The following is a 23,917-nucleotide window of genomic DNA, read 5'->3' as shown; positions in this document are numbered from 1 at the left end:
GCAGCGGTCGCGGCGATTTCTGGGGCGAACATTTTGCCGGGGATCGCCAGGCAAGGTCCTGCGGACCTTCGCGCAGCTTCGCCGAGGCTCGGCAGCGGCTACAGGTGCCGTCAGGCCTGCTGGACGAACGTCAGGCGCAGGGCGAAGCCGATCAGCAGGCTGCCGAACAGCCATTGCTGCACTCGTTGCGCCGACGGGCTGCGCTGCATCCAGCGGCCCAGCACGGCACCGGCCAGGGCGTAGCAGCAGTCGAACAGGCCGCCCACGGCCACCAGCAGCACCCCCAGGGTCATGAATTGCGGGACCACCGCACCGGCCTGGGGATCGACGAACTGCGGCAGCAGTACCGAACAGAACAGCAATGCCTTGGGGTTCAGTAGGTTGGTCAACAGGCCGCGCTGGATCGCCTCGCGCCAGCGCAGGGGCGTGGCTGCGGCGGTGCCGGGCTCAAGGTTGGGCAACAGGTTCGCCCGCAGGCACTGGATACCAATCCACAGCAGGTAGGCGGCGCCCGCCAGGCGTACCAGGTCGAAGGTCCAGGGCGCGGCCTTGAACAGCGCGGCCAGGCCCAGCGCGGCCAGGGCCACATGGCAGCCGCGGGACAGGGCCAGGCCCAGCGCGGTGGCCAGAGCCTGGGCCTTGCCCTGGCGGGCGCCGGTTTGCAGCAGCAGGATCATGTCGGGGCCGGGCAGCAGGTAGACCACCGCCAGAGCCAGGAAATACATCCACAGTTGCGCCACCTTGCACCCCCTTCGTTGTCGAGTCGGTGCGCCCAGTTTAGGGCCACAGGCCAGGGCAGGTGCTTGCGTAATCAACCAACGGGAAAGCTGAAATTGGCATAATGTTCCACTAATGAACGGAATCACCATCTGGATATGCCAAACATGAAACTTGATGCCTATGACCGCAAGATCCTCGCCGCGCTGCAGCGCGATGGTCGCCTGAGCAACGTGCAACTGGCCGAAGAGATCGGCCTGTCGCCGTCACCCTGCCTGCGCCGGGTGCGCATGCTGGAAGAGGCCGGGGTGATCCGTGGCTACCAGGCCACCCTGGACCGCGACGAGGTGGGCCTGGGGCTGACCGTGTTCGTCGGGGTCAAGGTGGAGCGACACAACGATGCCGAGGCCGAAGCCTTCCGCCAGGCGGTATTGCAGTTGCCGGAGGTGATCTCGGCGTTCCTGGTATCGGGTGAATCGGATTTCCTGCTGCAAGTGGTGGTCCCGGACCTGCGTGGGTATGACCGCTTTCTGACCGGCCACTTGCTGAAGATCCCCGGGGTCAGCGACATCCGCAGCAACTTCGCGATTCACACGGTGAAAACCCCGGGGCCCCTGCCATTGGGGCATCTACCGGGCTGAAGGGTTCAGGTCCACCAGTAGCGCACCAGGTGGAAGAAGATCGGCGCGGCAAAGCACACCGAATCCAGGCGATCGAGCATGCCGCCGTGGCCCTCGATCATGTGCCCCCAGTCCTTGACCCCGCGATCGCGCTTGATCGCCGACATGACGATGCCGCCGGCAAAGCCCAGCAGGTTGATCAGCAGGGCGATGAGGAACGACTGCCAGACATTGAACGGGGTGATCCAGAACAGCGCCCCACCGATCATCGAAGCCAGCAGGATGCCGCCGACAAAGCCTTCCACGGTCTTGGACGGCGACAGGTTGGGGGCGATCTTGCGCTTGCCGAAGAGTTTTCCACAGACGTACTGCAGCACGTCCGAGAGCTGCACCACGATCACCAGGTAAGCGATCAGCAGCAGGTTGCGGCCTTCATAGCCGGCGATGTCCAGGGTCAGCAGGGCGGGCACGAAGGACACGCAGAACACCGCGATCATCAGCCCCCACTGGACCTTGGAGGCACGCTCCAGGAAGTGCGTGCTGTCGCCACCGAGCGACGCGAGGATCGGCAGCAGCAGGAACACGTAGACCGGAATGAAGATCGAGAACAGCCCGTACCAGTCGGAGTAGATCAGCAGGTATTGCAGGGGCAGGGCCAGGTAGAAGGCCGCCACCAGGGCCGGGTAGTCGCTGCGCCGGGTCGGGGTCAGGGTGAGGAACTCGCGCAGGGCGTAGAACGACACCGCATAGAACAGCAGGATCACCGCCGCGGTGCCGAGCCAGAAGGCGATACCGATCACCAGCACCATCACCCACCAGGCATTGATCCGCGCATTGAGGTTGTCGATCACCGGGTTGGGCGCGCCACGGGTGCGCCATTGGAGGATGAAACCGATCAGCGAGGCCAGCACCAGAATGGCGCCGATGCCGCCGAATAACATCAGGGTCTGCTTATCCATCTCAGGCGTGCTCCGGGGCCAGGGCCAGCAGCGCGGCGCGGCTGCGTTCGAGGAAGTGTTCCTTGCTTTCGTCTTCTTCCAGGGTCAGGGGGGCGCCGAAACTGGTGGTGCACAGCAGCGGCAGGGGCAGGAAGCGGCCCTTGGGCATGACCCGGTTGAGGTTGGCGATCCACACCGGAATCACCTCAACCTGTGGATAACGTTTGGCCAGGTGGTAGATCCCGCTCTTGAACGGCAGCAGGCCGTCTTCGGGGTTGCGCGTGCCTTCCGGAAAGATGATCAGCGAGTCGCCGTTCTCCAGGGCATCGATCATGGGTTGCAGGGGGTTGTTATCCACAGCCTCCTTGCGCTCGCGGTCGATCAGCACGCCGTTGAACACCCGATTGATGATGTAGCGGCGCAGGTTGCTTTTCTGCCAGTAGTCGGCGCCGGCCACGGGCCGCGTCAGTTTGCGCAGGGCCGGCGGCAGGGAGGCCCAGAGCAGTACGAAGTCGCCGTGGCTGCTGTGGTTGGCGAAGTAGATCCGCTGCACCGCGCGCGGTGCCGAGCCCAGCCACAGGCTGCGGGCGCCGGTGATGCTGCGGGCGGCGGAGGTGATGAGATTGGCGACCAGGGGTTCGAACATGGGCATTCCTTATCCGGCAAAGGTCAGCCAGGGGCTGACCAGGATCACGCTCAGTATCACCAGCACTTGTGCTGCCAGCAGTAATGCCTGGCGGCGCAGCAGGCCCAGGGCCCCGCGGCTGCGTTGGTCCCAGGGCCGGCCGCCGCGCTGCGCGGGTTGCAGGCCGAGGGCGCTCAGGGCCTGGTCCAGGGCCTGGGTACTGTGTTCCAGGGTAGTTGGGGCGTCGGCCACGCGTTGAAACAGGTCGGCGTCGAAGGCTACCCGCAGCGCCAGGTACTTTTCCACAAGCCCCAGCAGCACCAGGGCCAGGCTGACCAGCAGCCCGCCCAGGGTGACGCTGGTCAGCAGGTACTGGCCCAGGCCATACAGCGCGCCGAGCAGGGTCAGGCCTGTGGATAACTGATCCAGGGCGCGGCCCCGGCGCAGCAGGCTGGCCACGCTGTAGAGCTGCATTTCAGTGGACATGGGCCGTTCTCCCGGCGCTGCTCAGGGCTTGCAGCGCCTGGCGGTGGGCGGGGTGCAGGACGATCTGTGGGCGGGCCCGCTGGATCTGCACGATGGCGGCATCCACCGTGGCTGCGCGGCCGCTGTGCAGCAGCCAGGCGGCAATCGCCGTGGCGCTGCGCGAATAACCCAGGGCGCAGCACACCAGCAGCGGCCCTTGCTGGCGCAGGCGTTCGATGGCGTGGGCGGCGGCCAGGCACTGCTCGGCACTGGGGGCGCACAGGTCCAGCACCGGCAGGCTCTGGTAGGCCCGCAGCCCGCGGCTGTCCAGGGACAGCTCGGCGCACAGGTCGAGCACGGCGTCGAACGGGCTGTCCTTGAGCTCGGCCGGTGTCGGCAGGCGCCCGAGCCAGACGTTATCCACAACCGGGTCCGGCTGTGGATGTTTTTTTGTCCACAGCCGCGAGTTGATCCAGGCCGCCGCCAGGTAAGGCGCCAGCAACCAGCGTGCAGCGGGGCTGAGGCTGCCGTCCTGGCGCTTCTGGAAACCCTCGGCACCCAGCAGGGCGTAGTTCAAGGCCACCAGCAACAGCGCCACGGCGGGCCAGATCAGCCACAGCGCGGCGCCGCCCCAGGCAAAGGCTGCCCCGGCGAACAGCGCCGCACCCAGGCCATAGCGCAGGGCCAGCTGGCGGCGCTTCGGGTCCTGGGTCGCACGGGCACTGAACAATGGGCTGGGACGGTCCAGCGGCCATAGCCAGACACACAGCCAGCCGGCCAGGGCGCCTGTGGGTACATCGATGAAGTGGTGTTGATAAGTACTCAGCACCGAGACCCCGATCAGCGCGAACCAGCCATGCACCAGCCAGCGCCAGAAACCCTGGGTATGCCGTGCGTAGCAGACCCAGAGCACCACCAGCAGGGCGATGTGCAGCGACGGCGCCTGGTTGAAGGGCTTGTCGAAGCCGGCCAGCACCGCGAACAGCCAGCCGAAAACCCCGTCCAGTTCCGGCCGGGAGAAGGTGAAGCTCAATGGCCAGATCAGGAAGCAACTGACCGCGATCACCTGGGCGGTGAGCAGGCGCAGGGCGTGGCGCTTGAGCTCGTCACGGCTGCGCGGCAACAGCAGGGAGAAGCCGTAGAGCAGGTCGATGGACCAGTAGGGCACGATGGTCCAGGCCCAGAACGGCATGTGCCGTTCCCAGTCGAAGACCATGCTGCCGACGTCGTCGCGCTGGGCGGTGACCCAGGTGGCGAAGCCGTAGGTGCTGAAGAACAGCGGTGCCAGCAACAGCAGCCAGAGCACCGCGGGTTTCAGCAGGCCCGGCTCCCGGGCCGGCAAGGCGCCTGCGGCCATCATTGCACCCGTTGCGCCAGGGATACGCTGAAAATCCCCCATTCATCCACACGCATGGTGACCTTGCGAAAGCCGGCGGCCTCCACCAGTTGGTCCATCTCCGCCTGGGTGCGGCGGCGCATGACCCAGGCCTGGCCTTCGCGGTGGCTGGTCAGGGCGCGGGCGATCAGTTCCAGCTGCGGGTGCCACGGCTGGCCGGTGTACACCAGGTAGCCGCCGGGCTCCACGGCACTGGCCAGGCCCGCCAGGGAGCCGCCGACCATCTGGTTGTCGGCGAACAGCTCATAGAGCCCGGAGACCACCGCCAGGGTGGGTTTCGGGTCCAGGGCTGCGAGGTCCTCGCGGTCGAAGGCGTTGCCTTTGACGAAGCGGGCGATGTCCCCCAGGCCTTTCTCCTGGATCAGCGCACTGCCGTCGCGCACGTTGATATCGCTGTAGTCGCGCAGCAGGATCGATTCCGGCAGCGGGCTGACCCCTTGCAGGGCTTCGAGGATGTAGCGGCCGTGGCCGGCGGCGATATCGACGATGCGCACTTCGCTGTTTTGCTCACGGAGTTTTTCCATGGCCAGGCGCAGCAGTTCTTCCACATGCAGCTTGCGCTGGCGGATGCCGCGCCAACCGATGGAGTTCAGGTAGTTCTGGTCGATCATCCGGCCCAGTGCGGAATGCCCGGTGGGGCGGTTGCGGTAGACGTAGTCCAGGGTGCTGCCGGAGTCGAAACCGGTGTCGAAGCCCAGCTTGACCCCCGCCGACAGCTGGCTGCCCAGGCGCATGCTGGCACGGGTGGCGCGCCAGTACAGGTCGCGCAGGGAATTGTGCGGCAGCGGCGCGGCCAGGGCTTCGGACTCGGCGCAGGTAACGCCCAGGCGGTCGGCGTCCAGCAGGGCAGGGCGGTTCAGCGGGCGCTCGAAATTCTGCAGGATGAAGCGACGGATGCTGGCCATGGCCGGCGCCCGGTTCTTTTCCCCCAGGGTGTCGTGGAAGAAGCCCGGGAGGATGTGCTTTTCCTTGTGCAGGCTGCCCAGGCGCTCGAAGAACTGCTCCTGGGGCTTGCGATGCACCACGAAGTCGGAGCCGGAGATCAGCAACTGGGTCGGCACCTGGATCGCCTGGGCGTCGGCTACCACCCGGTCTGCCGCTTCATACAGGCCCAGCAGTACATTCACCGAGATCGCCTTGGTGATCAGTGGGTCGCTGTCATAGCTGCGGACCCGCTCCGGGTCGTGGCTCAGGAAGCGCGCCTTGACGTAGCTGTTGACGAAGAAGTTGCCACGAAAGCGCCGCATCAGGGCCAGGCCGGGCCGGGCGAAGGGCACGTACAGCTTGACCTTGAACGCTGGCGAGGCCAGCACCAGGGAGCGGATGCGCGGCGCGTAGTCGTGGACCCAGGTGGACGCGATCACCGCGCCCACGCTCTGGGCCACCACGGCGATGTTTTCCTCGGCGATCCCGTGGGTGCTGCCCAGGTGATCACAGAAGGTCTGCACGTCGCGCACGCTGGTAGCGAAGCTCGGGCTGTCGCCACGGGCGCCCGGCGACTGGCCATGGCCACGGGCATCCCAGGCGAAGAAATCGAACTGGGGCAGGTTCAGCTCTTCCACCAGGTGGGCAATGCGCCCGGAGTGTTCGTGACCGCGGTGGAACAGCATCACCGCTTGCCGCGGTTCGCCAGGGGCCACTTCAGTGGCTGGCCAGTGGCGGTAGAACAGTTCGACACCGTCATGGGTTCGGAACGTCTGGTGTTGAGCGTCGCGCATAGCCATTTCCTTATGCAGAGGGAGCATTGTGCTGAACTTCTTTGAGGCCCTGGCGGACCCGATTGATCAGGGTGTAGACCAGCAGTGCGGCGACCAGTGCCAGCACGCCGTTTATCCACAGGGCGCTGAGCCAGCCCAGGGCGATGCCGGTGGCCAGTACGCCGAGGATGAAGGCGCGGTCGCTCTTGCCCATGGGCCCGTCGTAGCGCCGCGAGGCCCCGACCATGGGCCCGAGCACCCCGGCGTATTCACTGAACAGCGCCAGCAGGGTCACGGCCAGCACCAGCAGCAGGCTGGCCCCGGGCAACAGGGCGAAAGGCAGGATCAGGGCGCTGTCGGCGACCACGTCGCAGAGTTCGTTGAGGTAGGCCCCCAGGCGCGATTGCTGGCCGAATTCCCGCGCCAGCATGCCGTCGATGGCATTGAGCGCCATGCGCAGGATCATCCACAGGGGAATCAGGGCGAACAGCCAGGCATGGCCGGGGAACAGGGCGATGACGGTGCCGACCAGGACCGAGATGACGGCGGCCAGGACAGTGATCTGGTTGGCCGTGGTGCCGTTGTCGTACAGGCGCTGCACCAACGGCCGCAGCAGGTTCTGAAAGCGCGGTTTGAGCTGGTAAATCGAGAGCATGATGGGACGGTTCCTTGTCGCACGCGGTGAGCAGGGCTGGATTATTGCCTTAAATGCCAGGGGGCTGACATCAGAAGTTTTGTCATGAGCAAACAGCTGTCTCTGTGTCTACGACGTACGCAATAGATGAAAAGGCATGGCGGGGGACAAAAATTTCACTCGGCTCGTTATATAGTAACGAATTGTTTCGAATTTCTTCGGCTCGTGGGTTTATCCACAGGGCCGGACCAGAGCGGCGGGGTGGTATGCAAGTCGATCTTGAGACGCAAGGTGGCGAGGTGGCTGCCTTGCCACGGTTTCAGCAGGCGGCGTCCCATGCGGCGCGTTTGCAGCGCTGGGGCGCCGCTTTGCTGGGCCTGGCGGTGCTGGGGCTGGTGGCGGCGGTGTTTGTCGATCTGTTTGCGGCGCTGACCATCTGGCCGGCACTGCTGGTGAACCTTTCGTGTGCCTTGCTGGTGGTGGTGGCCGGGCTGCAATCGGCGTGCTGGGTCAGCCGCTGGCGCGAAGAGGTGATCGCCCCGGCGCCGGTTGTCACGCCCGAGGCCGGGGAGGATCGGCAGCCACAGGGCCGGCTGGCGGCTGCCCTGACCCTGCGCGGGCGGCGCCTGTTGCAGCAGATCGGCGCGCCTACCCTGTGGCTTGGTGGCTGGTCGCTGCTGATCCTGTACAGCGTGGTGCAGGTGTTCAACCTGTCGTTGCCCGCCACCGCCCTGGGCCTGAGTGCCAGCGTGGTGGCGGTGCTGGCTCTGCTGCTGGCGTTTGCCCTGCTGGTGCTGGAACGCCAACTGGCCCAGGAGCACCCAGGGGAATGGCCGGAAGCCGGCGCCCTGGCGCAGCTGCTGCGGGTGGCGATTATCTGTTTGCTGGTGAGCGCCCTGTGCCTGTTGTTCAGCAGCGACACGGCCTTGTGGCCAGTACGGCTGGCGGTGCTGACGGGGCTGCTGCCGGCATTGGTGGCCGGCGAGTTGTTGTTGCGCGCGGTGCTGTCGCTGTTCAGCCCACAGCGCGAACAGCTGGAGCCACGGCTTCTGGCCCACAGTTTTGTTGCCGACATGCTGCGTTGGCCGCCCCAACCCCTGCTCAGCCTGCAGCATGAATTGCACAACCGTTTTGGCATCGATCTGCGGCAGATCTGGGCCTTCGCCTATATGCGCCGGGCCTTTGTACCGGTATTGCTGGTGGTGTTGGCGGTAGGTTGGCTGTTGACCGGCGTTCATGAACTTTCCATGCAAAATCGCGGTATTTACGAGCGTTTCGGCAAACCGGTACAGGTCTTTGGCCCGGGCCTGCATCTGGGCCTGCCCTGGCCCCTGGGGCGGGTACTGACGGTGGAAAACGGCGTGGTCCATGAACTGGCCACCAGCGTGGGCGAAAGCTCGCAGCCGTTTCAAGCGGCTCCTGCCGAAGGCCCGGCCCCCGCCATTGCCAACCGCCTGTGGGATGCCAGCCACGTGAATGACAAATCCCAGGTGATCGCCAGCGGCAATGCCCAGCAACAGAGTTTTCAGATCGTCAACATGGACGTGCGCTTCGTCTACCGCATCGGCCTGGGCGACGCTGCGGCGCTGGCCGCCACTTACAACAGCAGCGATGTGCCGACGCTGATCCGCAGTACCGCCAGCCGCGTGCTGGTGCACGACTTTGCTTCGCGCACCCTCGATGGCCTGCTGGGGCAGGACCGCACCGGGCTGGCCGATGACATCGGCAGGGCCGTGCAGGGCGATCTGGATCGGCTCGACAGCGGGGTGGAGATTCTCGCCACGGTAGTCGAGGCCATCCATCCGCCGGCTGGCGCGGCCAATGCCTACCACGGTGTGCAAGCGGCGCAGATTGGCGCCCAGGCGCTGATTTCCCGGGAACGTGGAGCGGCTGCCGAGCAGACCAACCAGGCGCAGTTGCAAGCCAGCGTGGCCCGTGACCAGGCCCAGGCCGATGCGCGCGAAGTGCAGGCGGCGGCCCAGGCTGCCGACCTGCGCTTTGCCGCCGAACAGAAAGCCTTCGCCAGTGCGGGGCAGGCCTTCGTCCTCGAGCAGTACCTGAGCCAGCTGAGCCAGGGCCTGAGCCAGGCCAAGCTGCTGATTCTTGATCATCGTCTGGGGGGCGACAGCGCGCCGACCCTCGACCTGCGTACGTTCACCTTGCCGGCCGACCCTTCGGCGCCGCGTAAAGCCGCTCAGCCAGGAGCCGTCCATTGAGCCAGTCCTCCCACTCCCACGATCACGCCGGCCACGACCACGGGCACGGCCATCACCACCATCACGGGCATCACCACCATCATCATGGGGCGCCGGCCGAGGCCGGGCCTTTCCCCTGGCGGCGCATGGGCTGGGCCGTGCTACTGGTGCTGTTTGCCGTGGCCGCGGCGAGCCTGGTGCAAGTGCGCTCCGGCGAGGCCACGGTAATCACCCGCTTCGGCAACCCGGCGCGGGTGCTGCTGGAGCCGGGCCTGAACTGGCGCTGGCCGGCACCCTTTGAAGCGGCGATCCCGGTGGACCTGCGCCTGCGCACCACGTCCAGTGGCTTGCAGGATGTGGGCACCCGCGACGGTTTGCGGATTATCGTCCAGGCCTACGTGGCCTGGCGGGTCCAGGGCGACGCGGACAATGTGCAGCGTTTCATGCGGGCGGTGCAGAACCAGCCGGACGAAGCGGCGCGGCAGATCCGCACCTTTGTCGGTTCGGCCCTGGAAACCACCGCCAGCAGCTTCGATCTGGCCAACCTGGTGAACACCGATGCCAGCCAGGTGCGCATCGCTGATTTCGAAGCGCAACTGCGCAAGCAGATCGAACAGCAATTGCTTTCCACTTATGGAGTGCGAGTGGTGCAGGTGGGAGTGGAGCGTCTGACCCTGCCCTCGGTGACCCTGACCGCCACCGTGGACCGCATGCGCGCCGAGCGTGAAACCATCGCCACGGAACGCACCGCCATCGGCAAGCGCGAAGCGGCGCAAATCCGCTCTGGCGCCGAACGCGATGCGCGGATCGTCCAGGCCGATGCCACGGTGAAGGCCGCGGATATCGAGGCGCAATCCCGGGTTGAAGCGGCGCAGATTTATGGCCGCGCCTACGCCAGTTCCCCGCAGCTGTACAACTTGCTGCGCTCACTGGACACCCTGGGTAATGTGGTGACTCCGGGCACCAAGTTGATCCTGCGCACCGACGCGGCGCCTTTCCGGGTGCTGGTGGATGGCCCGCCAAACCTGCCGGGCAAAGCCGCTGGTTCGCAACCATGAATAAGGTTCCACGTGGAACAAATGAGTTGAGCAGCCCGTGGATCCAGGCCGGGCGTCTGGCATTCATCGCCTTGTACGGGGTGACAGTACTGGCGGCGCTGGCCTGGGCCTTCTCCAATGTGCGGCAGATCGACCCGCAGAACCGGGCCATGGTCTTGCACTTTGGCAAATTGGAAAGGGTGCAGAGCGCCGGATTGCTCTTGGCCTGGCCCCAGCCTTTTGAGCAGGTGGTGCTGCTGCCCGCCGCTGACCGGGTACTGGAGCGGCGGGTGGAGGGTTTGCTGCGTTCCGAGGCGGCTCTGGAAGGGGACCGGGTTGCCACCCTGGCCACGCCTTTGAACGACACCCTGGCCGGGTCCGGTTACCTGCTGACTGGCGATGCCGGTGTGGTACAGCTGGACGTGCGGGTGTTCTACAAGGTCAGCGATCCCTACGCCTATGTGCTCCAGGCTGACCACGTGCTGCCGGCCCTGGATCGGTTGGTGACCCGCAGCGCCGTGGCCCTGACCGCCGCCCGTGACCTGGACACCATCCTGGTGGCGCGCCCGGAACTGATGGGTAGCGACAACCAGGCCGCCGAGCGTCGTGAGCGGCTGCGGGGCGATCTGCTGCAAAGCATCAACCAGCGCCTGGCGCAGTTGGCCACCAGCGGCCAGGGCATTGGCGTCGAGGCAACGCGGGTGGATGTGCAATCGAGCCTGCCCGGCCCGGCGGTCAGCGCCTTCAACGCGGTGCTCACTGCCAGCCAGCAAGCCGACAAGGCGGTCGCCAACGCCCGCACCGAAGCGGAAAAGCTGACCCAGGGCGCCAACCAGCAGGCGGACCGCAGCCTGCAAGTGGCCCATGCCCAGGCCAGCGAACGGCTGGCCCTGGCCCGGGCCCAGACTGCCACGGTGCAGAGCCTGGCCCAGGCGCAGCGCAACGGCACCGACCCGGAAATGCTGCTGCGTATCTACCGTGAACGCCTGCCGAAGATTCTCGGGCAGGCCGGTTCGGTGACCACGGTCAATCCCCAAGACGATTCACGCCTGATCATTCAGGGAGCCGAACAATGACTGCCACCACCCATGCCTCGCCCCCCGCCAGCATGCTGACCTCGGCCGAGCAACGCAGCGCCGCCCGCCAGCTGACCCTGGCCATGCTCGCCCTGGGGCTTCTGGCCCTTGGCCTGGTCTGGCGCTGGCTGGCCCCAGGCCAGGTGGGCGTCAGCCAGTTGCTGTTGGGTGTCGCCTCGCTGCTGGTGGCGGTGCCGGTGATGCGCTCGGCCTGGTTCAGCCTGCGTTACCCGAGCCTGCACGGCATTACCGACCAACTGATCGCCCTGGCGATGCTCGGCGCCTGGGCCACTGGCGACCTGCTGACCGCGGCCCTGTTGCCGATCATCATGATCTTCGGCCACGTACTGGAAGAGCGCAGCGTGATCGGCTCCGAGGAAGCCATCGACGCCCTGGGCCGCTTGACCCGCAGCCTGGCGCGACAGGTACGGGCCGATGGCAGCGTCGTGGAAGTGGACAACGCCAGCCTCAAGGCCGGCGACCTGGTGGAAGTACGCGCCGGCGATCGGGTGCCCGCCGATGGTCTGGTGGTGTCCGGCCAGGCGAGCCTGGATACCGCGCCGATCACTGGCGAATCGGTCCCCCTGGAAGCGGTTCAGGGCATGCAGATATTTGGCGGCGCAATCAATCTCGATGGACTGTTGCGTGTGCAGGTCACCCGTACCGGCGAGGAGTCGACCTTGGGCAAGGTGATTGCCCTGATGCAAAGCGCCGAGCGCGCCAAGCCGCCCATCACCCGTTTGCTGGAGCGCTATGCCGGCAGTTACATGGTGCTGGTGTTGCTGTTGGCGGCGGTGACCTGGTTCATCACCAACGATGCCCAAGCCATGCTCGCGGTGCTGGTGGCGGCCTGTCCCTGTGCGTTGGTGCTGTCGGCGCCGGCCACCGCCATCGCCGGGATCGCTGTGGCCGCGCGCCACGGCATCCTGATTCGCAGTTCGGCCTTTCTCGAGGAGCTGGCGGACCTGACCTCCCTGGTCGTGGACAAGACCGGCACCCTGACGTACGGCACCTTGCGTTTGCAGGCCATCGACAGCCCCCGGGAAGACCAGCGAAGCCTGCTCACTCTGGCCGCCAGCCTCGGCTCGGCCAGCAGCCACCCGGTCAGCCGGGCCCTGGCAGGGCTGGTGCCCCAGGAAGAGCAATGGCCACTGGGGGACATTCATGAACGCCAGGGCCTGGGTGTGGTAGCCCGTACCGAGGAGGGCGAAGCGGCCCTTGGCCGCCCGGAGCTGTTCCGCCAGTTGGGTATCGACACCAGCCCGGTGCCGGGGCACGACGGGCCGATTGCCGGCCTGGCGCTTGATGGCGAATTTCTCGGTTGGCTGTTGCTGGCCGACAGCGTCAAACCCGAGGCCCGGCATGCCCTGGGCGAGTTGCGCGAACTGGGGTTGGGCCGGCAGTTGCTGCTCACCGGCGACCGCCAGAGTGTGGCCGACAGCCTGGCGCTGGAAGTGGGAATCGCCGACGTCGAGGCCCAGGCCCTGCCGCAAGACAAGCTTGAGCGGGTACTGGAGGAGATCGACAAGGGCTTCCGGCCGATGGTGGTCGGCGACGGCATCAACGACTCCCTGGCTCTCAAGGCCGGGGTGGTGGGGGTGGCCATGGGCGCCGGTGGTGCGGACATCGCCCTGGCTTCGGCGGATGTGGTGCTGATCGGCAGCGACCTGCGACGCCTGGGCACCTGCGTGCGCCTGAGCCGTGAATGCCGGCGGACCTTGCAGGTCAACGTGATCATCGGCCTGGGCTGGACCCTGGCCATCGTCGCCTTTGCCGCGTTCGGCTGGCTGGGGGCGGCGGGGGCGATGATCGCTGCGGTGCTGCACAACCTGAGCACCTTGCTGGTGTTGGGCAATGCCGGTCGCCTGCTGCGTTTCCAGGAGCCGCTGTTGAAGCTGTAGACGCCGCCGCGCAGTTTTTTTCATCCCGGCTGTAACGCCGGGATGCTTCCTCTCTCTAGTGCTATGACGGGATTGCACAAGCACCCGCCGATCCCCTGCGACTATTGAGGAAACAAAAATGAACATGAAGAAAACCGCCGCCGGCGCTGCCCTGGCTTTTGCTGCCGCCACTCTGTTTGCCGGTGTCGTGACTCAAGCGTCTGCTGCCGATGCCCAGGTGCACTGCTACGGCGTCAACGCCTGCAAAGGGCAGAACGACTGCAAGACCAAGGATCACGCCTGCAAGGGCATGGGCGCCTGTAAAGGCCAGGGCTTCAAGGCCATGACCCAGGCCGCGTGTGACAAAGCAGGCGGCAAAGTCGGCGAGTAAGCGGCGTTCGAGTGCTGCCGCAGTGGGGTTGGCAACCACTGCGGCCACTTGGCAAGGAGTTGGCGATGTCTGAATTTTCTTCCAGCCTGGGCTATGGCCTGGGTTTGCGCAGTGCCTACTACCAGCAGATTCTCGACGAGGCGCCGGACGTCGACTGGTTTGAAGTGGTGTCCGAGAACTTCATGGTGCAGGGTGGCATGGCGCTGTATTACCTGGATGCGATCGCCGAGCGCTACCCCATCGTGATGCACGGGGTGTCGCTGTCCATCGGCGGCCCCCATGCCCTGGACCGGGATTACCTGCTGCGGCTCAGGCAACTGGCCAGCCGGGCAAACCCGGCGTGGATCTCCGATCACCTGTGCTGGAGCCGGGGCAACGCCCATCAACTGCACGACCTGCTGCCGCTGCCCTACACCGAGGAGAGCCTGCACTACGTGGCAGGGCGAGTGCGTCAGGTGCAGGACATTCTGGAGCGCCCCCTGGTGCTGGAGAACGTCTCCAGTTATGTGCGGGCGGCGGCCGACGAGTTCAGCGAGTGGGAATTTCTCGCCGCCTTGAGCCAGCTCAGCGGCTGCGAACTGCTGCTGGATGTGAACAACGTCTACGTCAGTTCGCGCAACCATGGTTTCGATCCCTGGCACTTCATCCAGGCGCTGCCGGCGCAGCGCGTGCGGCAACTGCATCTGGCCGGGCACCAGGATTATGGCGACTACGTGATCGACACCCACGACCACCCGGTCTGCGATCCCGTCTGGGCGCTGTATCAACGCACCCTTGAACACCTGGGGCCGGTGGCCACCCTGCTGGAGCGCGACGATCATTTTCCACCCCTGGAAGAGCTGCTCAGCGAACTGCACAAGGCCCGAGATCTCGGGCAACAGATCCTGGCCGGGAGGCAGCAATGCGCCTGAACGACTGGCAACTGGCTTTTGAAGCCTATCTGTTGGGTGAACAGGCCCAGGCCCGCGCCGTCCTGCAAGACAGCCTGATCGGTGGCCCGACCCTGGATGTCGAGACCGGCCTGGCGATCTATCACAACGCCTACATGGCCCGGTTGCAGGAGGTCATGGGCAGCGACTTCCCGGCCATCCGGCACTGGTTGGGGGATGCAGAATTCCAGGCCCTGACGCAGGCCTATATTCGCCAGTGCCCGTCCCGGCATTTCAGCCTGCGCTGGCTGGGGCAGGGCTTTGCCGAATTCATCCAGGGCCATCTGGTGCCGGAGCAGGGCGCCCCCCTGGCGGAACTGGCGCGCCTGGAGTGGGCCTTCACCCTGGCCTTCGACGCAGCCGAAGCCCAGGTGCTGACGGTGGCGGCCATGGCCGGGCTGGATGTCGAGCAATGGCCGCAGCTGCAACTGCGCCTGGCGCCCTGTGTGCAATGGCTCGACTGCCGCTACAACAGCGTGGCCCAGTGGCGCGCGGTCAAGGAGCAGGCGGATTTCCCCCGCAGTGCTTTACTCGATCAGCAGCAGCTGTGCCTGGTCTGGCGAGCGGACCGGGTCTGCCGTTATCGCAGCCTGCCAGCCGAAGAGGCCACAGCGCTGCGGGGCATGATCGAGCAACGGTGGAATTTTGCGGAACTCTGCGCCGGGCTGGCCGTCACTTATGCCGAGGGGGCCCCGCTGCAGGCGGTTACCTGGTTGAAACAGTGGGTCGAAGATGGCCTGGTGATGCGCAGCGAATCATAGAAAACCACTATCAAATCGATAGCCTGCTATTTTCTAGGATGGTCTACCCTCATTTCAGACGTCTGAAACAAGGGGGGATTTTCCATGCTCGCGCAACTTCCACCGGCCTTACAGAATCTGCATTTGCCTTTACGCCTGCGGCTCTGGGACGGCCATGAATTCAATCTGGGGCCGGATCCCAACGTCACGATCGTGGTCAAGGACCCGCAATTGGTGGCGCAGCTGACTCACCCTAGCCTGGATGCCTTGGGGGGCGCCTTTGTCGAGGGCAAACTGGAACTGGAAGGTTCCATCAGCGAAGTCATCCGGGTCTGCGACGAACTGAGCCAGGCCTTGCTCGACGATGACGACGGCAACCAGCCGGTGCGCTCGCTGCACGACAAGGCGACCGACGCAGCCGCGATTTCCTATCACTACGACCTTTCCAACGCCTTCTACCAACTGTGGCTCGACAGCGACATGGCCTATTCCTGCGCCTATTTCGAGACCGGAAGCGAGTCTCTGGAACAGGCCCAGCAAGCCAAATTCCGCCACCTGTGCCGCAAGCTGCGCCTGCAACCGGGGGACTACCTGCTGGATGTCGGGTGCGGCTGGGGCGGGCTGGCCCGCTACGCCGCGCGTGAGTTCGGCGCCAAGGTGTTCGGCATCACCTTGAGCAAGGAGCAGCTGGCCCTGGCCCGCGAGCGAGTGACCGCCGAAGGCCTGGACGACCTGGTGGACCTGCAACTGCTGGATTACCGCGACCTGCCCCAGGATGGCCGCTTCGATAAGGTGGTCAGTGTCGGCATGTTTGAGCACGTCGGCCACGCCAACTTGCCGGAGTACTGCCAGACCCTGTTCAGGGCCGTGCGCGAGGGCGGGTTGGTGATGAACCACGGCATCACCGCCAAGCACACCGACGGCCGCCCGGTGGGCCGCGGGGCCGGGGACTTCATCGAGCGCTATGTGTTTCCCAATGGCGAGCTGCCGCACCTGGCAATGATCTCGGCGTTCATCAGCGAGGCGGGGCTGGAAATTGTCGATGTCGAGAGCCTGCGCATGCATTACGCGCGGACACTGGATCACTGGAGCGAACGCCTGGAAGACAATCTGGAAGCCGCCGCCAGGCAGGTTCCGGAGCAGGCGCTACGGATCTGGCGGCTGTACCTGGCGGGCTGCGCCTATGCCTTTGCCAAGGGCTGGATCAACCTGCACCAGATCCTGGCGGTCAAGCCCCATGCCGATGGCAGCCATGAACTGCCCTGGACCCGGGATGACCTCTACCATCCATAAGCCTGGCCCTTAAAGGATCGGAGAAATCAGCCGCGCGACCCGCATGCCCAGTTGTTGCAGGCGGTGGGTCTGGCGGCTTTCTTCCTTGGCGATTTCCCGGGCCTTGGCGAAGTCGGCTTCCAACATGTGTTCCACTTCGGTGGCGAAGTCGTCGTCCACCGTCAGCAGCATCACTTCGAAATTCAGGCGGAACGAACGGTTGTCCAGGTTGGCGCTGCCAATGGCGCTGATTTCGTTGTCGATCAGCACCACCTTCTGGTGCAGGAACCCTGGCTGATAGCGGAATACTCGCACCCCGGCGCGCACTGCTTCAAAGGCGTACAGGCTGGAGGCGGCATAGACGATGCGGTGGTCCGGGCGGGCGGGCAGCAGGATGCGCACATCCACGCCCCGCAGCACCGCCAGGCGCAGGGCAGCGAACACCGCCTCATCGGGAATGAAGTACGGGCTGGTGATCCACACCCGCTCGGTGGCCGCGTGGATGGCCTCGACAAAGAACAGCGAGCAGGTTTCGTAGGCATCGGCCGGGCCGCTGGCCAGCAGTTGGCAGAGCACGCCGTCGTCCGGGTAGGTGTCCGGGAGGATCAGCGGCGGCAGTTCCCGGGCGGCCCAGAACCAGTCTTCGGCAAAGGACTCCTGCAGGCAGGCCACCACCGGTCCGCTGACCTGCACGTGGGTATCACGCCAGGGCGCCAGGGGCGGCTTCTTGCCCAAGTATTCGTCGCCGACGTTATGCCCGCCGACGAACCCCAGCATGCCGTCCACCACCACGATCTTGCGGTGATTGCGGAAGTTCACCTGGAAGCGGTTGAGCCAGCCACTGCGGGTGGCGAAGGCGTGCACCTGGACCCCGGCGTCGCGCAGGGTCTGTACGTAGCTGGCGGGCAGGGAGTGGCTGCCGATGCGGTCGTAGAGCAGGTGGATCGACACGCCCTCGGCGGCCTTTTCCAGCAGCAGGCGTTGCAGGCGCCGGCCCAGTTCATCGTCGTGGATGATGAAGAACTGGATCAGCACCGCCTTGTGGGAGCGGCGGATGGCATTGAAGATCGCTTCGAAGGTGGCGTCGCCGTTGACCAGCAGGCGCACCTGATTGTTGGCCAGGCACGGCATGCGCCCCAGCTTGGGCATGGCCCGCAGCGAGGCGTAGGCCTTGGAGGCGCGGGCGGTTAGGGCTTCTTCCACCCAGGGGCGCCAGTTCAGCTCATTGATGGCTTTGTGCATTTCCACATTGGCCTGACGCCGGGCCTGGATGTAGGCGTCGAAGGTACTGCGACCAAACACCAGGTAGGGAATCAGGGTCAGGTAGGGCATGAACAGCAGCGACAGGGCCCAGGCGATGGCGCCCTGGGCGGTCCTGACGGTGAGTACCGCGTGGATCGCGGCGATCAACCCGAGAAAATGCAGCAGTGCGATGAGATAGCCGAAGATGTGCGGGCCAAAATAATCCATGGGGCAGCCTTGCTCCTGAAGATTCAATGCCTAACAGACCATGTTCCACGGTGAATGTCGCTATTTTATTCTGCATGCAACACCGTGCCCCGGCTGAAGTCTAACGGCCACTATTGTCTAGGAGTCATTCGATGAAACTTCGTTTACTGGGTTGGGCCTTGGCGGCAGGGTTGGCGCTTCCGGTGGTGGCGCAGGCGCAGATGCTGCAGCCGGGGTTGTGGGAGCTGACCAGCAGCAACATGAAGATCGACGACCAGAACATGCCGGACCTGTCGCTGATTCTCGGCCAGTTGCAGCAGCAGATGACCCCGCAACAGCGGGCGATGCTGGAGAAACAGGGTGTGACCATGGGCGGCAAGGGGATTCGCGTGTGCCTGACACCGGCCCAGGTGCAGTCGGACACCATCCCGCTGCAGGACCCGCAGTCGGGTTGCCAGCAGCAGGTGACCGAACGCAGTGGCAATCAATGGAAGTTCCGCTTCAGTTGCCCCAAGGCCCAGGGCAATGGAGTGGCCACGTTCATCAGCGATCGTGAGTTCACCACCAACGTGGCCGGCACCTTCAACGCCACCGGCCTGCAGCAGAAGGGCAGCATGGACACCCGTGCCGTGTGGCTGGGCCAGGACTGCGGCACGGTCAAACCCCGCGCCTCCTGACTTTTGGCTGACGCTGGCGCTGCTCGTGCCCCGGGCAGCGCCTAGCGCATCCGGGCCAGGGCCTGCTCCAGGCTCAGGCGGCCCAGGTCTTCGCCATTTCGGCTGCGCAGGCTGACGTAGCCTCCGTCCTTTTCCTTTTCCCCGACCACCAGCAGGTAAGGCACTTTCTGCAGGCTGTGTTCGCGAATCTTGTAGCCGATCTTTTCGTTGCGCAGGTCGGCGCTGGCCCGCAGCCCGTGACGGCGCAAGCTGTCGCTGATTGCCCGGGCGTAGTCGGCCTGGGCTTCGCTGATGTTCAGCACCACCGCTTGTTGCGGTGCCAGCCACAGGGGCAGGGCGCCGCCATGGTGTTCCAGGAGAATGCCGATGAAGCGTTCCAGGGAACCAAACAGCGCCCGGTGCAGCATCACCGGCTGGCAGCGTTCGCCGCGCTCGTCGATGTAGCTGATGGCGAAGCGCTCGGGCAGGTTGAGGTCCACCTGCAGGGTGCCGCACTGCCAGTCGCGACCGATGGCGTCGCGCAGCACGAACTCCAGCTTGGGGCCGTAGAAGGCGCCTTCCCCCGGGTTGATCCGGTAGTCGATGTGCATGCTCTGCAAGGCACCGACCAGGGCCTCTTCCAGCTGGTCCCAGACCTCATCGCTGCCGATGCGGTGGTCGGGGCGGGTCGAAAGCTTCACCGCCACCTGGTCGAAACCGAACTCCTTGTAGATGTCGAATACCAGGGCAATGGTGGCGGCGCATTCGCTTTGCATCTGTTGCGGGGTGCAGAAGATGTGGGCGTCGTCCTGGGTGAAATGGCGCACTCGCAACAGGCCGTGCAGGGCCCCTGAAGGTTCGTAGCGGTGGACTTTGCCGAACTCGGCGATGCGCAGTGGCAGGTCGCGGTAACTCTTGCGGCCATGCCCGAAGATCGCCACCGCGCCGGGGCAGTTCATCGGCTTGAGGGCGAAGGTGCGCTGGTCTTGCGTGGTGGTGGTGAACATGTGGTCGCGGTAGTTCTGCCAGTGCCCGGAGGTTTCCCAGAGGCCGCGGTCCATCACGTCGGGGGTGTTCACTTCCTGGTAGCTGGCCTGTTCCTGGCGCCTGCGCATGTAGCCGATCAGTTCCTGGTACAGGGTCCAGCCCTTGGCGTGCCAGAACACCGAGCCCGGCGCGCAGTCGTCGAAATGGAACAGATCCAGCTGCTGGCCGAGCTTACGGTGGTCGCGCTGTTGCGCCTGTTCCAGGCGCAACAGGTAGGCCTCAAGTTCCGGGCGGGTGCCCCAGCAGGTGCCGTAGATCCGCTGCAGCGGTGCGTTGCGGGCGTCGCCGCGCCAGTAGGCTCCGGCCACCTTGGTCAGCTTGAAGGCGCGCAGTTGGCCAGTGGAACGCAGGTGTGGCCCACGGCACAAATCTTCGAAATCCCCTTGACGGTACAGCGACAGCACAGCATCTGGCGGCAAGTCGCGGATCAGCTCGACCTTGTAGTGCTCGCCCAGGTCGGCGAAATGCTGCAGGGCCTGCTCCCGGGACAATTCCCGGCGGCGCACCGAATGATTGGTGGCGGCCAGGCTATGCATGCGCGCCTCGATCAGTTCCAGGTCCTCTGGGGTGAAGGGGCGCTCGTAGGCGAAGTCGTAGAAGAAGCCATCCTCGATCACCGGGCCGATGGCCACCTGCGCCGAGGGGAACAGCTGTTTCACCGCCATCGCCAGCAGGTGCGCGCAGGAGTGGCGCAGTACTTCCAGGCCCTCGGGGTCGCGGGCGGTGACGATGCTCAAGCGGGCGTCGCTGTGCAACAGGTAGTCACAGTCCACCAGTTGGCCGTTCACTCGCCCGGCCACGGCGGCCTTGGCCAGGCCGCTGCCGATGCTGGCGGCCACCTCGAAAACGGACAACGGCTGGTCGTACTCACGGCACGCGCCATCAGGCAGGGTGATGCGGATCATCTTCGGCGGTCCTTGGGGTCGGGCTATTAACGGGTGAAGCGCAGGGGCAGGCCCTGACAGTCGTCGTACAGGCGGCCCTGGTGCCAGGCGAGCTGGCCCGACACCAGGGTGCTGCTGACGCTGTGGCGAAAGCGCTGGCCGGCAAAGGGCGTCCAGCCGCAGTGGGCGAGGATTGGCTGGCTGTCCACGGCCAGGCCTGTGGGCTCGGCGCGGACCAGCACCAGGTCGGCCCAGTAGCCTTCGCGCAGGTAGCCGCGATCGGGAATGGCGAACAGGTCGGCGACTCGGTGGCTGGTTTTTTCCACCAGGGTGGTCAGGGGCAGCACCCGGTCGGCCACCAGTTCCAGCAGCGCTGGCAATGCATGCTGCACCAGCGGCAGGCCGGAGGGCGCGCGGCTGTAAGGCAGCTGTTTCTGCTCCCAGGTATGGGGCGCGTGGTCGGTGCCGATGACATCCAGGCGCTGGCTGTTCAGGGCCTGGCGCAGGGCATCGCGATCGGCCTGGGTCTTGATCGCCGGGTTGCATTTGATCAGGTGGCCGAGGCGCGGGTAGTCGCGGTCATCGAACAGCAGGTGATGTACGCAGACCTCGGCGGTGATGCGCTTTTGCGCCAGGGGCCGGTCCTCGAACAGCGCCAGTTCCCGGGCGCTGGTCAGGTGCAGCACGTGCAGGCGGGTGCCGTGTTTCTTCGCCAGTTCCACCGCCAGGGATGAGGAGCGAAAGCAGGCCTCGGCATCGCGGATGTGCGGGTGGGCGGCGGCGGGAATCTGCTCGCCATAGAGTTGCAGCCAGCGCTGTTGCCGGGCCTGGATGCTGGGGGTGTGTTCGCAGTGGGCCAGGAGCAGGGTCGGCACCTGGCGGAACAGCCGGTCCAGCACCTCGGGATCGTCCACCAGCATGTTGCCGGTGGAGGCCCCCATGAACACCTTGACCCCGGCCACCTCCGTGGGGTCCAGGGCGGCGACGAGGTCGAGGTTGTCGTTGCTGACCCCGAAGTGAAAGCCATAGTTGGCCACCGAAACGCTCGCTGCGCGGCGCTTCTTGTCGTTCAGGGCGGCAAGATCCAGGGTTGCCGGCGAGGTGTTGGGCATGTCCATGAAGCTGGTGATGCCACCGGCCACCGCCGCCCGCGACTCGCTGTACAGGCTGCCCTTGTCCGGCGCGCCGGGGTCGCGAAAGTGCACCTGGTCGTCGATCATGCCCGGCAGCAGCCACTGGCCGCGGGCGTCGATTTCGATCTCGGCGCTGAGGTGGTCCAGGCTGCCGATGGTGTCGATGCGCCCGTGCGCCACCAGCACATCGGCGTCGAATTCGCGCCCTTCGTTCACCAGGCGGGCATTGCGGATGAGGATTCGGCTCATGCTCAAAACTCGTTCTGCAGGGCCTTGTAGCCACGCACCAGGTCGACGTTGGTGCGCGCCACGTCTTCGGAAAACTCCGAAGCGCTGACACTCACGGGAGGGAACTGCGCCAGGTCGGTCTTGGGCCCGATGCGGGTGGTGGAGGGCACGTAGAAACCCGGCGGCAGGTCGCGGCCATCCACCACGGAGTTGTGTCGAACCACGCTGCCGTCGCCCACTTCGCAGTTGAACAGCACGCTGTTGAAACCGATGAACACTCGGTCGCCGACCACGCAGGGGCCATGGACGATGGAGCGGTGGGCGATGGAAGTGTGCTGGCCGATGGTCACCGCCGCGCCGGATTTGGAGTGGATCACCACGCCATCCTGGATGTTCGAGTTGGCGCCGATGGTGATGGCTTGCATCTGGCCGCTGGCGTCCACTTCGTCGGCGCGGATCACCGCGTACGGGCCGACGAAGACGTTGTCGCCGATCACCACCTTGCCGCAGATGATGGCCGTCTTGTCGACGTAGGCGGATTCGGCGATCACGGGCAGATCGCCGGAGGGGTTTTTACGAATCATGGCGCGAGTCCTTCAAGGGGGAACTGATGACTTCCACCGCGCCATCGCGAATGGCGTTGTAGAAACAGTTGGGGCGCCCGGTGTGGCAGGCCGGTCCTTGCTGATCCACTAGCAGCAGCACGGCATCGCCGTCGCAGTCCAGGCGCGCTTCGATCAGGCGCTGGCGATGCCCGGAGCTTTCGCCCTTGCGCCACAGGCAGCGACGCGAGCGCGACCAGTAGCAGGCCTGGCCGCTGGCCAGGGTTTCGCCCAGGGCCTGGCGGTTCATCCAGGCCAGCATCAGCACCTCGCCGCTGTCGTGCTGCTGGGCAATGGCGGCGATCAGGCCGTCGCTGTTCCAGGGCAGGGCGTCGAGCACTGCGGTCAAGGCCCAGCGGCTGCCTTGGGGCGCGGCTTCCAGATCCAGCAGCGACAGCGGTGGGCGGCGGATCATGGTCGGCTCAGGGCCTGGTACAGGGTGTCGAGGTTGTACTCGAACAGGCCGGTGAAGGTACTGGCCGGACCGCTGGCCGAGAGCGCATCGGAGTACAGGGTGCCGCCGATATGGGCGCCGCTTTCGTCGGCGATCTGCTTGAGCAGGCGGGCGTCCTTGATGTTCTCCATGAACACTGCCTTGACCTTGGCGTTGCGGATCTGGGTAATCAGCGCAGCCACTTCGGCGGCTGAAGGTTCACGCTCGGTGGACAGGCCCTGGGGCGCCATGAAGTCGATACCGTAGGCCTGGCCCAGGTAGCCGAAGGCGTCGTGGGAGGTGACGATCTTGCGGTTGCCCGGGGGCAGGGAACCGAGCTTGGCCTTGGCCTCGGCCAGCAGGCGATAGATCTGTTTCAGGTAGGCCTGGCTGTTGCGCTGGTAGTCGGCCTGGTGGGCCGGGTCGGCAGCGATCAGCGCCTTGGTGATGTTGCTCACATAGAGCTCGCTGTTGGCCAGGTTGTGCCAGGCATGAGGGTCGGGAACGCTTTCGCCGTCTTCCTCCAGGGTGCGTGGAATAACCCCGCGGCTGGCAGTGACGACCTGGGCCTGGGTGGCGGTGCTGGCCACCAGGCGGTCCAGCCAGGGTTCGAAACCCAGGCCATTCTTGATGATCAGCCGGGCCTTGAGCAGGGCCTTGGCGTCATCCGGGCTCGGCTCGTAGGTGTGGGCATCCTCGTCGGCACCCACCAGGTTGGTGATGTACACATGCTCACCGCCGACCTGGCGGGTCATGTCGGCGAGGATGCTGAAGCTGGTGACCACCGCCAGCTTGTCCGCCGCCTGGGCAGTAGGCAGCGACAAGGGCAACAGCAGGCTGAACAGCACGAGTAGAGCGCGCATCGGGAAACAC

General features: G+C 65.6%; 23 protein-coding genes. 10 read left to right on the top strand and 13 right to left on the bottom strand.

Annotation, left to right across the window (positions count from 1 at the left end; genetic code table 11):
- Positions 1 to 110: 110 nt before the first annotated feature.
- Positions 111 to 740: a LysE family translocator gene (locus KI242_RS31465; protein ID WP_053160536.1), complete on the bottom strand. Its 630-nt coding sequence runs from the start codon at positions 738 to 740 to the stop codon at positions 111 to 113.
- Between the two features lie 144 nt (positions 741 to 884).
- Between KI242_RS31465 and KI242_RS31460 the strand changes: the two genes are divergently transcribed.
- Positions 885 to 1,358, top strand: a complete 474-nt coding sequence (locus KI242_RS31460) for an Lrp/AsnC family transcriptional regulator (RefSeq protein WP_011064366.1) — start codon at positions 885 to 887, stop codon at positions 1,356 to 1,358.
- A gap of 5 nt (positions 1,359 to 1,363) precedes the next feature.
- On the opposite strand, the gene KI242_RS31455 is transcribed toward KI242_RS31460, so the two are convergent.
- From KI242_RS31455 to KI242_RS31430, 6 genes are read right to left on the bottom strand one after another with little or no spacing between them, the layout of a single operon-like run.
- Positions 1,364 to 2,296 (bottom strand): phosphatidate cytidylyltransferase, encoded by a 933-nt coding sequence (locus tag KI242_RS31455; protein WP_011064365.1) that lies wholly within the window; start codon positions 2,294 to 2,296, stop codon positions 1,364 to 1,366.
- A gap of 1 nt (position 2,297) precedes the next feature.
- Positions 2,298 to 2,921: a lysophospholipid acyltransferase family protein gene (locus KI242_RS31450; RefSeq protein ID WP_053160534.1), complete on the bottom strand. Its 624-nt coding sequence runs from the start codon at positions 2,919 to 2,921 to the stop codon at positions 2,298 to 2,300.
- A 9-nt stretch (positions 2,922 to 2,930) separates the two neighbouring features.
- Positions 2,931 to 3,386 carry a hypothetical protein gene (locus tag KI242_RS31445; RefSeq protein ID WP_015637562.1) on the bottom strand — a complete coding sequence of 152 codons (456 nt, stop codon included), beginning with the start codon at positions 3,384 to 3,386 and terminating at the stop codon, positions 2,931 to 2,933.
- Entirely contained in the window at positions 3,376 to 4,722 is a 1,347-nt protein-coding gene (locus tag KI242_RS31440) for a phosphatase PAP2/dual specificity phosphatase family protein (RefSeq protein WP_053160605.1), read from the bottom strand. The genes KI242_RS31445 and KI242_RS31440 overlap by 11 nt, the downstream gene beginning before the upstream one ends.
- Positions 4,722 to 6,479, bottom strand: coding sequence for a bifunctional alpha/beta hydrolase/class I SAM-dependent methyltransferase (locus tag KI242_RS31435; RefSeq protein ID WP_053160532.1), 1,758 nt, complete (start codon positions 6,477 to 6,479; stop codon positions 4,722 to 4,724). The genes KI242_RS31440 and KI242_RS31435 overlap by 1 nt, the downstream gene beginning before the upstream one ends.
- 10 nt (positions 6,480 to 6,489) lie before the next feature.
- Positions 6,490 to 7,113: a CDP-alcohol phosphatidyltransferase family protein gene (locus tag KI242_RS31430; protein WP_011064360.1), complete on the bottom strand. Its 624-nt coding sequence runs from the start codon at positions 7,111 to 7,113 to the stop codon at positions 6,490 to 6,492.
- Positions 7,114 to 7,358: 245 nt separating this feature from the next.
- Here KI242_RS31430 and KI242_RS31425 point away from each other — a divergent pair, with 245 nt between their 5' ends.
- From KI242_RS31425 to cfaB, 8 genes are all read left to right on the top strand, one after another.
- Positions 7,359 to 9,308, top strand: coding sequence for a protease modulator HflK (locus tag KI242_RS31425; protein ID WP_212805811.1), 1,950 nt, complete (start codon positions 7,359 to 7,361; stop codon positions 9,306 to 9,308).
- A complete protein-coding gene (locus tag KI242_RS31420; protein ID WP_212805810.1) occupies positions 9,305 to 10,345 on the top strand; it encodes a protease modulator HflC in 1,041 nt (346 codons plus the stop codon). The genes KI242_RS31425 and KI242_RS31420 overlap by 4 nt, the downstream gene beginning before the upstream one ends.
- On the top strand, positions 10,342 to 11,400 hold the full coding sequence (locus KI242_RS31415; protein WP_212805809.1) for a protease modulator HflK: 1,059 nt from the start codon (positions 10,342 to 10,344) through the stop codon (positions 11,398 to 11,400). The genes KI242_RS31420 and KI242_RS31415 overlap by 4 nt, the downstream gene beginning before the upstream one ends.
- Positions 11,397 to 13,301: a cation-translocating P-type ATPase gene (locus KI242_RS31410; RefSeq protein WP_212805808.1), complete on the top strand. Its 1,905-nt coding sequence runs from the start codon at positions 11,397 to 11,399 to the stop codon at positions 13,299 to 13,301. The genes KI242_RS31415 and KI242_RS31410 overlap by 4 nt, the downstream gene beginning before the upstream one ends.
- Before the next feature lie 118 nt (positions 13,302 to 13,419).
- Complete coding sequence (locus KI242_RS31405) at positions 13,420 to 13,671, top strand: membrane protein (RefSeq protein WP_011064355.1); 252 nt, start codon at positions 13,420 to 13,422, stop codon at positions 13,669 to 13,671.
- Positions 13,672 to 13,736: 65 nt separating this feature from the next.
- Positions 13,737 to 14,582, top strand: coding sequence for a DUF692 domain-containing protein (locus KI242_RS31400; protein WP_212805807.1), 846 nt, complete (start codon positions 13,737 to 13,739; stop codon positions 14,580 to 14,582).
- Positions 14,573 to 15,361: a DNA-binding domain-containing protein gene (locus KI242_RS31395; protein WP_123431140.1), complete on the top strand. Its 789-nt coding sequence runs from the start codon at positions 14,573 to 14,575 to the stop codon at positions 15,359 to 15,361. Before KI242_RS31400 ends, KI242_RS31395 begins: the two co-directional genes overlap by 10 nt.
- An 84-nt stretch (positions 15,362 to 15,445) precedes the next feature.
- Positions 15,446 to 16,633 carry a C17 cyclopropane fatty acid synthase CfaB gene (gene cfaB / locus KI242_RS31390; RefSeq protein ID WP_015637554.1) on the top strand — a complete coding sequence of 396 codons (1,188 nt, stop codon included), beginning with the start codon at positions 15,446 to 15,448 and terminating at the stop codon, positions 16,631 to 16,633.
- Between the two features lie 9 nt (positions 16,634 to 16,642).
- Here the strand turns inward: cfaB and cls are convergent, their stop codons facing one another.
- Positions 16,643 to 18,082 (bottom strand): cardiolipin synthase, encoded by a 1,440-nt coding sequence (gene cls / locus KI242_RS31385; protein ID WP_015637553.1) that lies wholly within the window; start codon positions 18,080 to 18,082, stop codon positions 16,643 to 16,645.
- A 131-nt stretch (positions 18,083 to 18,213) separates the two neighbouring features.
- Between cls and KI242_RS31380 the strand changes: the two genes are divergently transcribed.
- Complete coding sequence (locus KI242_RS31380; RefSeq protein WP_011064350.1) at positions 18,214 to 18,738, top strand: DUF3617 domain-containing protein; 525 nt, start codon at positions 18,214 to 18,216, stop codon at positions 18,736 to 18,738.
- Positions 18,739 to 18,779: 41 nt separating this feature from the next.
- On the opposite strand, the gene thrS is transcribed toward KI242_RS31380, so the two are convergent.
- Genes thrS through KI242_RS31355 form a run of 5 tightly spaced genes read right to left on the bottom strand, consistent with a single transcriptional unit; the run spans position 18,780 to position 23,907 of the window.
- On the bottom strand, positions 18,780 to 20,669 hold the full coding sequence (gene thrS / locus KI242_RS31375; RefSeq protein ID WP_212805806.1) for a threonine--tRNA ligase: 1,890 nt from the start codon (positions 20,667 to 20,669) through the stop codon (positions 18,780 to 18,782).
- Between the two features lie 26 nt (positions 20,670 to 20,695).
- Positions 20,696 to 22,030: a dihydroorotase gene (locus KI242_RS31370; RefSeq protein WP_015637551.1), complete on the bottom strand. Its 1,335-nt coding sequence runs from the start codon at positions 22,028 to 22,030 to the stop codon at positions 20,696 to 20,698.
- Between the two features lie 2 nt (positions 22,031 to 22,032).
- Positions 22,033 to 22,593, bottom strand: coding sequence for a carbonate dehydratase (locus tag KI242_RS31365; RefSeq protein ID WP_011064347.1), 561 nt, complete (start codon positions 22,591 to 22,593; stop codon positions 22,033 to 22,035).
- The gene (gene hisI / locus KI242_RS31360; protein ID WP_019093405.1) at positions 22,583 to 23,026 is read right to left on the bottom strand and encodes a phosphoribosyl-AMP cyclohydrolase; all 444 of its coding nucleotides are present in this window, start codon (positions 23,024 to 23,026) and stop codon (positions 22,583 to 22,585) included. Before hisI ends, KI242_RS31365 begins: the two co-directional genes overlap by 11 nt.
- Positions 23,023 to 23,907, bottom strand: a complete 885-nt coding sequence (locus KI242_RS31355; protein ID WP_053160522.1) for a metal ABC transporter substrate-binding protein — start codon at positions 23,905 to 23,907, stop codon at positions 23,023 to 23,025. The genes hisI and KI242_RS31355 overlap by 4 nt, the downstream gene beginning before the upstream one ends.
- Positions 23,908 to 23,917: the final 10 nt, after the last annotated feature.

Origin of the sequence: Pseudomonas sp. Eqa60 (genome assembly GCF_018326405.1) — a bacterium.
Lineage (GTDB): Bacteria > Pseudomonadota > Gammaproteobacteria > Pseudomonadales > Pseudomonadaceae > Aquipseudomonas > Aquipseudomonas protegens.
This window is presented reverse-complemented; position numbering and strand designations above follow the sequence as displayed.

Bases quoted from the DNA above. Each gene is read 5' to 3' on its own strand.
- KI242_RS31445 (WP_015637562.1), bottom strand. From the start codon at position 3,386: ATGTCCACTGAAATGCAGCTCTACAGCGTGGCCAGCCTGCTGCGCCGG.
- KI242_RS31460 (WP_011064366.1), top strand. From the start codon at position 885: ATGAAACTTGATGCCTATGACCGCAAGATCCTCGCCGCGCTGCAGCGC.
- KI242_RS31435 (WP_053160532.1), bottom strand. From the start codon at position 6,479: ATGCGCGACGCTCAACACCAGACGTTCCGAACCCATGACGGTGTCGAA.
- KI242_RS31450 (WP_053160534.1), bottom strand. From the start codon at position 2,921: ATGTTCGAACCCCTGGTCGCCAATCTCATCACCTCCGCCGCCCGCAGC.
- KI242_RS31425 (WP_212805811.1), top strand. From the start codon at position 7,359: ATGCAAGTCGATCTTGAGACGCAAGGTGGCGAGGTGGCTGCCTTGCCA.
- KI242_RS31440 (WP_053160605.1), bottom strand. From the start codon at position 4,722: ATGGCCGCAGGCGCCTTGCCGGCCCGGGAGCCGGGCCTGCTGAAACCC.
- KI242_RS31415 (WP_212805809.1), top strand. From the start codon at position 10,342: ATGAATAAGGTTCCACGTGGAACAAATGAGTTGAGCAGCCCGTGGATC.
- KI242_RS31370 (WP_015637551.1), bottom strand. From the start codon at position 22,030: ATGAGCCGAATCCTCATCCGCAATGCCCGCCTGGTGAACGAAGGGCGC.
- KI242_RS31430 (WP_011064360.1), bottom strand. From the start codon at position 7,113: ATGCTCTCGATTTACCAGCTCAAACCGCGCTTTCAGAACCTGCTGCGG.
- KI242_RS31405 (WP_011064355.1), top strand. From the start codon at position 13,420: ATGAACATGAAGAAAACCGCCGCCGGCGCTGCCCTGGCTTTTGCTGCC.
- KI242_RS31380 (WP_011064350.1), top strand. From the start codon at position 18,214: ATGAAACTTCGTTTACTGGGTTGGGCCTTGGCGGCAGGGTTGGCGCTT.
- KI242_RS31400 (WP_212805807.1), top strand. From the start codon at position 13,737: ATGTCTGAATTTTCTTCCAGCCTGGGCTATGGCCTGGGTTTGCGCAGT.
- cfaB (WP_015637554.1), top strand. From the start codon at position 15,446: ATGCTCGCGCAACTTCCACCGGCCTTACAGAATCTGCATTTGCCTTTA.
- KI242_RS31365 (WP_011064347.1), bottom strand. From the start codon at position 22,593: ATGATTCGTAAAAACCCCTCCGGCGATCTGCCCGTGATCGCCGAATCC.
- cls (WP_015637553.1), bottom strand. From the start codon at position 18,082: ATGGATTATTTTGGCCCGCACATCTTCGGCTATCTCATCGCACTGCTG.
- thrS (WP_212805806.1), bottom strand. From the start codon at position 20,669: ATGATCCGCATCACCCTGCCTGATGGCGCGTGCCGTGAGTACGACCAG.
- KI242_RS31410 (WP_212805808.1), top strand. From the start codon at position 11,397: ATGACTGCCACCACCCATGCCTCGCCCCCCGCCAGCATGCTGACCTCG.
- KI242_RS31355 (WP_053160522.1), bottom strand. From the start codon at position 23,907: ATGCGCGCTCTACTCGTGCTGTTCAGCCTGCTGTTGCCCTTGTCGCTG.
- hisI (WP_019093405.1), bottom strand. From the start codon at position 23,026: ATGATCCGCCGCCCACCGCTGTCGCTGCTGGATCTGGAAGCCGCGCCC.
- KI242_RS31395 (WP_123431140.1), top strand. From the start codon at position 14,573: ATGCGCCTGAACGACTGGCAACTGGCTTTTGAAGCCTATCTGTTGGGT.
- KI242_RS31455 (WP_011064365.1), bottom strand. From the start codon at position 2,296: ATGGATAAGCAGACCCTGATGTTATTCGGCGGCATCGGCGCCATTCTG.